This window comes from Dendrosporobacter quercicolus (assembly GCF_900104455.1).
Taxonomy (GTDB): domain Bacteria; phylum Bacillota; class Negativicutes; order DSM-1736; family Dendrosporobacteraceae; genus Dendrosporobacter; species Dendrosporobacter quercicolus.
Genome location: NZ_FNHB01000013.1, coordinates 65,720 through 74,716 on the forward strand (window position 1 = coordinate 65,720; position 8,997 = coordinate 74,716).

The 8,997-nt window shown below is 50.5% G+C and carries 10 protein-coding genes and 1 riboswitch; of the genes, 2 read left to right on the forward strand and 8 right to left on the reverse strand.

From position 1 onward, the window contains the following. Positions 1 to 51: 51 nt before the first annotated feature. The 5 genes from BLR06_RS17345 to BLR06_RS17365 form a co-directional block, all read right to left on the reverse strand. Positions 52 to 657: a manganese catalase family protein gene (locus BLR06_RS17345; protein WP_092074855.1), complete on the reverse strand. Its 606-nt coding sequence runs from the start codon at positions 655 to 657 to the stop codon at positions 52 to 54. A gap of 14 nt (positions 658 to 671) precedes the next feature. Further along, positions 672 to 929, reverse strand: a complete 258-nt coding sequence (locus tag BLR06_RS17350; RefSeq protein WP_092074856.1) for a spore coat protein CotJB — start codon at positions 927 to 929, stop codon at positions 672 to 674. A gap of 21 nt (positions 930 to 950) precedes the next feature. After that, positions 951 to 1,196 carry a spore coat associated protein CotJA gene (locus tag BLR06_RS17355; RefSeq protein WP_245698216.1) on the reverse strand — a complete coding sequence of 82 codons (246 nt, stop codon included), beginning with the start codon at positions 1,194 to 1,196 and terminating at the stop codon, positions 951 to 953. Between the two features lie 158 nt (positions 1,197 to 1,354). Beyond that, positions 1,355 to 1,624, reverse strand: a complete 270-nt coding sequence (locus BLR06_RS17360) for a PspC domain-containing protein (RefSeq protein WP_092074858.1) — start codon at positions 1,622 to 1,624, stop codon at positions 1,355 to 1,357. A gap of 75 nt (positions 1,625 to 1,699) precedes the next feature. Continuing rightward, complete coding sequence (locus BLR06_RS17365) at positions 1,700 to 2,887, reverse strand: FtsW/RodA/SpoVE family cell cycle protein (RefSeq protein WP_092074859.1); 1,188 nt, start codon at positions 2,885 to 2,887, stop codon at positions 1,700 to 1,702. Positions 2,888 to 3,059: 172 nt separating this feature from the next. On the opposite strand from BLR06_RS17365, the gene BLR06_RS17370 reads away from it, so the two are divergent. Next, complete coding sequence (locus BLR06_RS17370) at positions 3,060 to 4,007, forward strand: YncE family protein (protein WP_092074860.1); 948 nt, start codon at positions 3,060 to 3,062, stop codon at positions 4,005 to 4,007. Between the two features lie 3 nt (positions 4,008 to 4,010). Here BLR06_RS17370 and metX read toward each other — a convergent pair whose 3' ends face one another. The 3 genes from metX to trmB all read right to left on the reverse strand — a co-directional run bounded on the left by metX (position 4,011) and on the right by trmB (position 7,491). Beyond that, positions 4,011 to 5,204, reverse strand: a complete 1,194-nt coding sequence (metX, locus tag BLR06_RS17375; RefSeq protein ID WP_092074861.1) for a homoserine O-acetyltransferase MetX — start codon at positions 5,202 to 5,204, stop codon at positions 4,011 to 4,013. Positions 5,205 to 5,309: 105 nt separating this feature from the next. After that, positions 5,310 to 5,415, reverse strand: a riboswitch (SAM riboswitch). 59 nt (positions 5,416 to 5,474) lie between these two features. After that, entirely contained in the window at positions 5,475 to 6,785 is a 1,311-nt protein-coding gene (locus tag BLR06_RS17380; protein ID WP_092074862.1) for a DUF2935 domain-containing protein, read from the reverse strand. Between the two features lie 64 nt (positions 6,786 to 6,849). After that, entirely contained in the window at positions 6,850 to 7,491 is a 642-nt protein-coding gene (trmB, locus tag BLR06_RS17385; RefSeq protein ID WP_092074863.1) for a tRNA (guanosine(46)-N7)-methyltransferase TrmB, read from the reverse strand. A 211-nt stretch (positions 7,492 to 7,702) separates the two neighbouring features. Between trmB and BLR06_RS17390 the strand changes: the two genes are divergently transcribed. Further along, positions 7,703 to 8,761, forward strand: a complete 1,059-nt coding sequence (locus BLR06_RS17390) for a two-component system sensor histidine kinase NtrB (RefSeq protein ID WP_139164534.1) — start codon at positions 7,703 to 7,705, stop codon at positions 8,759 to 8,761. The last annotated feature ends 236 nt before the right edge of the window (positions 8,762 to 8,997 follow it).

Here is an 8,997-nt window from a genome sequence, read left to right on the forward strand (position 1 = left end):
GGCAAACGGCATCCTGCATGAGTCCTTTTCTACCATTCAGCGATTCAAGCATTAATCCTTGTCACAGTCACACTTATGTCCGTTCCATACGTGCTTCGACTTGCACATCCATTCCTGGATATCGTTTAAGGTCTCGCCAAAGCGTTGAAAATGTACGACTTCCCGCTGCCATAAAAAGCGCAGTGTGTCTTTTACGCAGGGATCATTGGTACAGCTGATCAGATGTTCGTAAGTGACCCGCGCTTTTTGTTCTGCAGCCATGTCCTCAGCCAAATCAGCAATCGGATCACCCAGGCAGGCGATGTAGGAAGCACACCAGGGCACACCGTTCGTATCCGTCCAGAACAAGCCATGATTATGCTGCACATACTGACCTTCCCAGCCTGCGGCTTTAAAGTCTTCGCAAGTGGCGCCATCAACCAGCTTATAGACCATGGCCGCGATCATTTCCATATGCGCCAGTTCTTCTGTGCCGATATCGGTCAATAACGCTTTGGCCTGATCTGTCGGCATAGAATAACGTTGATTGAGGTAGCGGAGCGATGCTCCAAGTTCTCCGTCAGGTCCGCCATACTGTGTAATGACCATTTTGGCAAACTTTACATCAGGACAGGAAACTTTGACCGGATGCTCAAGCTTTTTCTCGTATATCCACATCTCTTATTTTCCCCCTACAGTTCCCACGGCCAAGGCCCTTTCGCCCATTGCCACGGCTCTTTACTAAATCCGCCCATGCCAAAATTAAGCAGCGGGCCAAACTCTTCCTCATATTCCCGCACCAGTTTTCTTATTGCCTCAACAGCGCAGTTATAGTCATTCAGTGCGTCCTTATCACACGGCCGCGTATCCAGATATAAATTGAGTTCAACGGCCACGAATTCCATCTCCTGGAGTTTCTTAAGCATTGCCAATTGTTTCTCACAACTCACTGCGAGTTCACCTCCAATCAATTACCTCGGTATTGGATAAACGCCCCATAATTCGGGAAATAAAGTCCCTTTCGTTAATGCTTCAGCCGGACAAAAAGCTTTCTGATAACATTGAAAAGGAACATAGGCATGAGCCAGCTTAACATTTGCGGGCACTTCCCCGCACTTGCCGTCTTGCTTGCCGAAACTGTCCATTGCGTGAATCATTTCAAAATCATCATCATCCATTTCGTCGTACCATTTTGTTGCAGCCTTTTTTTTGCTCAAAGTAGACCCTCCTCTCATGAAAGCTAATATATCTTATGTGAATCATTAGATCGTTGTTACTCCCGCAACAAAAAGCCTGCTGTTAAAAACGCCTTTGCTTTTTTTAGGCCTAAAAAAAGACTGCCTCAATTCGCTCATTGAGACAGTCCGCCCGCCAATTAGGCCGGCATAATGATAAACGCCAGTATATATAAGATAATACCCAGACCGCGGTACAGACAGGACAGCGCCCAGGCAAAACGGATTAAGCTTACGTCAACCCCGGTGTATTGGCTGACTCCGGCGCATACGCCGAATATCATGCCATGCGCGGAATCAAGCGCCAGGCGTTGCACCAGCGATGTCCCGTCAATACCGCTCCCGTCGAAAAAATGCCAGATGGTAAAACCGCTAAGCAGATATGCGCCAATGCGAATGAGCCCCAGCATAACTCCGCCTCCTTACAGCTATTGTTGCTATTATTGCCGTAAACGGAGGAGTTTAAACACTGCCGGTTCTTATCACTAGCCGCTGATACTGCCGCCCGGCCTTAACACCCGAAGCCTGCGCCGCCCCTCAGCCGTCCGCCCGGAGGTTCGCCGCGGTTCCGGCGGCAGCCCTTGACCGGCTTTGCGGCCCACGCTCATCAGGATGCCAATGCTCACCATATTAACAATCAAGGACGTACCGCCAAAACTAAGGAACGGCAAAGGAACGCCAATGACCGGCAGCAGCCCGGATACCATGGCAATATTGGCCAAGCCTTGGCCGGCAACGAGGATCGTTACGCCGACGGCCAGCATTTTCCCAAAACCGTCCTGCGCCTGCCGGGCAATCTGCCCGCCGTAACAAGCCAGAGCTCCCAGCAAGAGCAATACCACCAGCGCACCGGCAAACCCCATTTCCTGGCACAACACGGCAAAGGCAAAATCAGTGTGGGCTTCAGGCAGATAATAAAACTTACTGGCGCCCATGCCCAGCCCCGCGCCAAAAAACCCGCCCGAGCCAATAGCCAGCAGGGACTGAACGGTCTGATAGCCGGTCGAATCCTGAAAAGCCCAGGGATTGATCCAGGCCGATATCCGCTCGGCCCGGTAAGCGGCTGCATAAGTTAAATATACTGCTCCCGCCGCACACAGCGCACATAGCAAGTAAAGCTGCGACCGCGGCAAGCCGGCGATAATGTAGAGAATTACACATAAACCCACAATAATGGACGCTGTCCCCATGTCCGGCTGCCTAAGCACCATAAAGCCGGTTATGCCAATAATCAGGATCGGCATGGACATCAAGGTGATCCTGCGGTTACGGTCAATTTTCGGCCCCAGATAGCTGGCAGTCAGAATGAGGGACATTAATTTTGCCAGCTCGGATGGTTGGAATTGAATGCCAAGATTCAGCCAGCGTTTAGCGCCATTTGCTTCAATACCGATAAATTTGACCGCGATTAACAGGGCGATCGTTACCACAGTCATTGGCAGCAGCAACCGCCTGAGCTTATGATAATCCAGCCGGACAGCAGCCAGCAGCCCCGCAAACCCCAGGCCAAAACTGATCAGGTGCCGTTTGAGGAAAAAATAGCTGTCGTCCAGCAGCTGCCCGGCCATCACAAAGCTGGCGCTGAAAATATTCACAGTCCCAATGATAACTAAAATCAACATAATGTATAAAACAGCCTCAACAGGGCTTACCCATAACTTCGTCTTCTGCATTTGATCCTCCAACCCAAAATCGCTTACAGCCAGCAATTGCCGACAGCTAAATTATACCAGAAAAAACTTTATTCGCCTAATAAGCAATTTAGACTGTTGGTGAATATATTATAGGAGACTGTGAACCGAGTGTCCGTACCAAAACGCTGACAAACGAAAAAGAGGTGATCATATGGATTGGGCGCCCTATAAACTCCTCCTGATTGATGCAACCGCTCATGCCTTGTTGATGGTAGACGGCGCCAAGAGCGAAGTTCTGGCCGAGCTGGCCTACCCTGACGGATATGTCCCCACTGCTTTAGCGTTAGCGCCGGACGCCAACAGGGCTTATCTGGCAACAGCCGGAAACAACGGCAGCGGCTGGCTCCTTGTTGCTGATTTACATAGCTTGTCATTCTGCCCTTCGCCAATGGAAATACCCCATCCGATGCAGTTTACCCTTACGCCCGATGGAGCGGCGGCCTATCTGGCAGATCCAGGCGGTATGCTCTATGCAGTTGATACAGCGGCAATGACGCTGACCAGCCTTGGCCAGCCGGAAAACGCCAGTTGCGTTGGCATTGCCGCCGACAGCCAAAAGGTTTATACTGCCTGGGAACATCAAAACAGCGGGAGTATTGCTATTTTCAACCACCGGGGCCAACTGATCCAAGAGCACGCCATAGCAGGCATTCCCACCAATATCGCCCTAAACGGCGCTCAGATTCTGGTCCCCTTTACCGCAAACTCCTTTACCGGCGAGGGGCTGGCTATTTTTGACCAGGCTAAACCAGACGACAGTATCCCTTCGGTTATTACCATACAATGCCCGCTGCACACAAACGGCTTAAAAGCCTATCCCTGCAGTGTCACTGTCGCCCCCGACAGACACAGCGCCTACGTGATTAATGAAGACAGCGGCTCCATTACCAAGCTTGATCTAAAACTGGCCGAGGTCACCGGAAACATTACACTGGGACGTTCAATATCAAATTTGTATATACTGCCCGATCCCCGGTTCGCAGTAGCTACCAGCAATATGTTTGCCGACCTCGCTCTGATTGATTTAGTCAACGAGCGTTTGCTGTCGGTAACAACTTCGCCTAATGAAATTCTAAGCTGCCTGGCCGTACTGGGCTAGTACCTAGCGGTCAACCGCCAGGCAGGCGCCAAAATAAGCCAGGCGGGAAGGCCGGAAAAAGGGGCTGCTCCAGGGCTGGCGGGTAGGAGCAATCGTATCAATAAAATGCTGTAAAACCGGCCGTAACAGGTGAAAATCAAGAAGAAACCCATCATGCCCGTGGGGGCTGTCAATTTCGGCATAGGCCGACCTTACTCCCACTTTACGCAGGCTATGGGCCAGTTCAGCCTGTTGGTAAGAAGGGTAAAGAATATCCGAGTTCACGCCTACTGCCAACACCCGGGCCTCAATTCGCGCCAACGCTGCTGCATAAGAAGCATAGCCGGCGCCCAAATCATACAAATCAAGAGCCCGCTGCAAACACAACAGGGAATTGGCATCAAATCGCTGAAATAGTTTATCTCCCTGATATTCGAGGTAGCTTTCCACTTCATACCGATCGTTACGAGCCTTTCGGCCAAATTTTGCGGCCATGGAAGGCTCACTTTGGTATGTAATCATGCCTAAAGCCCTGGCCAGCGCCATTCCCTGCCGGGGCCCCTCAGTACCATAGTAATCCCCGCCTCGCCAGGCAGAGTCCAGCATAATGGCTTGGCGCGCCACGTTGCTGTAAGCAATCGCCTGAGCCGAACTATAGCCCGGCGCGGCAATTGCCGCTATGCCATCCATAAATTCGGGATAGGTTACGGCCCATTCTAAAGCTTGCATTCCGCCCATTGAACCGCCCACAACCAGCACTAAATGGTGGATGCCCAAACAATGCAGCAAGCGCTTTTGGACCCGCACCATATCCCGGATGGTAATTTGCGGAAAAGCGCCGCCATAAGGCCGGCCGGTCTGCGGGTTAATTGAGGCCGGGCCTGTTGTTCCCTGGCAGCCGCCCAGAACATTGGCGCAAATAATATAGAACCGCCCGGTATCCAGCGGCCGGCCGGGGCCAACCAAGGCCTCCCACCAGCCCGGCTCATCAGCCTCATCATGCGCGGCGACATGGCTGTCGCCGGTCAGAGCATGGGCAACCAATATCACATTATCCCGCTTGGCAGTTAATTTACCATAAGTTTCATAGGCTACAGTAACATCAGTTAAACGGCCGCCATGGGCTAGAACCAGCGGATGCTGCTCTCCGGCAACCTGGATCATCCTAAGCTGCCGACGCCATTTAAAACCCTGAAAACACGGTAAATTTCCGGTCATTATTCAATCCTCCTCAATGTCACCAGTGCTCTGTACCCAGCCGTCAGCGGCAATGATGAAAAAAACGTCCTTCCCAAAGAGGAAGGACGTTCAAATTCGGCCCGCCTCCTATCTCCCAGGACAGTGCATCCTGCTGGAATTGGCACCTTTTGCATTACTGCGTGGTTGCCGGGCGTCATCGGGCCAGTCCCTCAGCCTCTCTTGATAAGAGTCTAATGTATTCTATTGTCAAAAATATTAGCGAATAAACCAATTGTTGTCAAGTGTTTTTTAATTCCGGACCTTGCCTAAGGACCGGGGCAAGCCGCTGCCCCACTTGTACTTTGTTTTCGGTTTTTCCGACTTCGCCCCTTCTGCTTCGGTTTTGCCCGCAGGCTGCTTACTTGTTGCTTCTTTATAAGTACTGGCCTTACCCATAATTTTGCCGACATCCGTCTGGGCGGCTTTTGCCTTCTTGCTTTCAGATTCCTGAAATCCTTTAGCTGCTTTCAGCTTATGCTTTGCCGCAATTTCAGCTTCCTCCCGGGCTTCCTGCTCCACCGCAGCCGGCAGGGACGGTTTGCCGGGTTCTGCACCATCGGACTGGGCAGCCGGGCTATCGCCGGCAGCCGCCTGAGCCGCGCCAGTCTTTTGCTCCTGCAGGCTCTTGCTTCCCAAAGCAGCCGGCGGACGGTGGCTGTCGTCAGGAATCTGGCTTGCTTTGTCGGTTTCTCTTCCCGGACTGGAATACTCATCATCAATACATGGTACGTCTTCCAGCAGGAAATCGTCGCTGTGTTTCATTAAACCGCGCTCCATCATCGCCAGCAGCATGAGAAAATGGTCGGCTTCCCGCCGGAGGTGGTCGGCCAGCATTTCGGGAATCAGGCCGATCAGACGGCACTCGACAATCAGATCGTGAGCAGCTTTCTTAAAGTCCCGCAGTTGTTGAACATCTGTCTTGACATCCAGGATAAACCGCCGAAACGCTCTGACTTCACCTTCGTGAACATGAAGCATACTGGCAAAATCCCGCCCTTGCAGCACCAGGTGATCAAACTGCACGGAAAACTCATTGGCAACCCTGATTAGCCCGCGCTCGGTCGGGTCCAGCAAATGGCTGATTAATTTGGCATGATCACCCATCAAACGCAGCCAAAAGACGCTCTCCTGGGTTTGAGAGCTTTCTTTGAGTATGACGCGCCCGCTGCGCATCCTGTCTAACAACCGCAAAAAATATTCGGCCTCGCGGGATATGTGATCCAAAAACAGCGGGAAATTACTTCCGCCTAACCGGCCGGCCAGCTTGGCTTGCAATAACTCCCGTTTGTAGCAGTAAAGCTCCTTTACAGCAGTATAAATCTCAGCAACAAGCTCTGTGCACTGCTTTATTGATTTCGTTCTTTCCACCCGCTGCAATAAAGCCCCAAACTCCTGATGAAACTCCTGCGCCTCATCAATTAAGCCACTATCCCCGGAAGTCAGCCCGGCCTTTATAAACAAGGCGTGTTCCTGCATGATTTGCAGCCAGAATTTTAGTTCTTCGATATTGAGCGGCTCTAACGGCTGAGGAACCGTATAGGTCATCGCCTGACGCGCCATAGCAACACTCTCCCATCTCACAATGCGTTTGCTATTACATTGTATGCCGCCCCGGCCGTTTTGGTCATGGAAAAAACACTTCGCAGCGATTAATTTTTACGCCCAGCTTGCTAAACTTAGCCTCATATTCGGTCATGATATTTTCCTCGCCGCTAACTTTATGCAAGTTATACACAATATGATCAACCGCTAAACCGTTTTGTTCAAACTGCTCCAGGGAAAAATCGAATAACGGCCTATTGTCGGTTTTGAAATACAACTTCCCGCCGGCCGACAAAAGCCGGCGATATTTCGCCAGAAATCCGGAATGGGTCAAGCGCCGTTTCGCGTGCCGGGCCTTGGGCCAGGGGTCGCAAAAATTGATATAAAACCGGTCAACTTCACCCTCGGCGAAAATATCCGTAATATTATTGATGTCAAACACCAGCAGCCGGACATTGGCAAGGTTCTGTTCCTGTACTTTTTGAGCGGCATAATACACTACATCCTGCTGAGCTTCAATACCCACAAAGTTAATTTCCGGATGTCTGGCCGCCAGTGCACTGATAAAACGGCCTTTGCCTGTACCCAATTCCACATGCAGCGGAGCCTTCCGGCCAAACAACCCCGCCCACTGCCCGCAAACCTCAGCGCCGGGGTCAAGGAATACAAAATGCCGGTATTCCTTAATGGCCTCAGTTATCCACGGTTTTTTTCTCAAACGCATTAAAATACCCACCTATCTGCTTCTTTGCAACCCTGCCAAGTAAATAATTACTACTATTAGCAGGATTTGTAATTTTATTTATATAATAAATGAATTAAATTGAATTATACATAATATTATACTATAGTGATACAAGCATAGTATTGCGGTACTAGTGGCTTGCAACAAAATAACGGCTCCACCAAAGAGCCCCCAATTCGGAGGTATCTGTGTGTCGGATTATCTTGCTGTAAATTCAGCTGGTCTTATTTGGGATGCTGTTCCCGCCGGTGTAATTATTGTCGATGCAAACTGCCGCGTAAAAATTTTTAATAAAGGGGCGGAAGAATTATTTGGCATTAACCGCACAACCGTAATCGGTCTAAATATTCTGGAGGCCTGGCAGGCCTGCCGGCTGTCATGGGCCGCTGAAAACAGCTTCTGCCAGGCTGTTCGCTACGGAATTTCCAGTCAATTGCAAAAAACGTCAATCTCCTTGAATTGCTTTACTGTAAACATTGAATACACTGTCGCTCCAGTCTATGATGACCATGACCAAAGCAGCGGCGCCATCGGCATTTTTAAAAATTTGGATAAAGAGCGCGAACGCGAGCAGCGTGTCCAGCATCTGGAGATGCTGGCGGCAATCGGTCAAATCGCCGCCGGTACCGTGCATGAAATCCGCAACCCGCTGACAGCGATAAAAGGCTTTGCTCAGCTTATTCACAACCGGGTTGAGCGGCACAACACGTTAAACGTAAGTGAATATTGCACACTGATCAGCAGTGAAATTGATCATATTAATTTAATTGTCTCCGATTTTCTAACCCTGTCCCGGCCGCATGACAAACCATTTATTCAATTAGATGTCGTCCGGCTGGTTAGCGACGTACTGGCCTTCTTATACGGCGAATCGCTGCTGCTTAAAATAAACATTGTTTCCAGCCTGCCCGACCACCCTATCTATATCAATGGCTGCCTGGAAAATCTCAAAGAAGTCATCATCAATATCTGCCGCAATGCCTTTCAGGCCATGTCTGATAAAGACAAACTTACCGTAGCCATTACCGAACACCCTGACTCGGTATGGATTGAAATTGCCGACACCGGCTGCGGTATGGATGAGCAGACGCAGCAGCAAATCTTTGAAGCATTTTATACAACAAAAGAAACCGGCACCGGACTGGGTTTGTCCATCTGCCGGCGCATTATCCTCGAACACGGCGGTGACATTAAGGTTACCAGCCAGCCTGGCCAAGGCAGTATTTTTACGATTATACTGCCGCGCTGACAGTAGTGCCTTGACCGGATTAGAAGTTAGGGTTATCTTGCGGATCTTTCTCCGCCCTGCTGCGTTGGCCGTAACGGCATAAGGGCAACACGGTTTTTGCCTTCGCTACGCTCGGTATAAACCGTGTTTTCTTTATCGTCAGTCGGCATACTCCCGGTATGCCTCCTTCCTCCGCCTTGCATTGCAAAAAAATCTACACTGTCTAATCCTAATTCACAACTTTGCCAAGACACTAG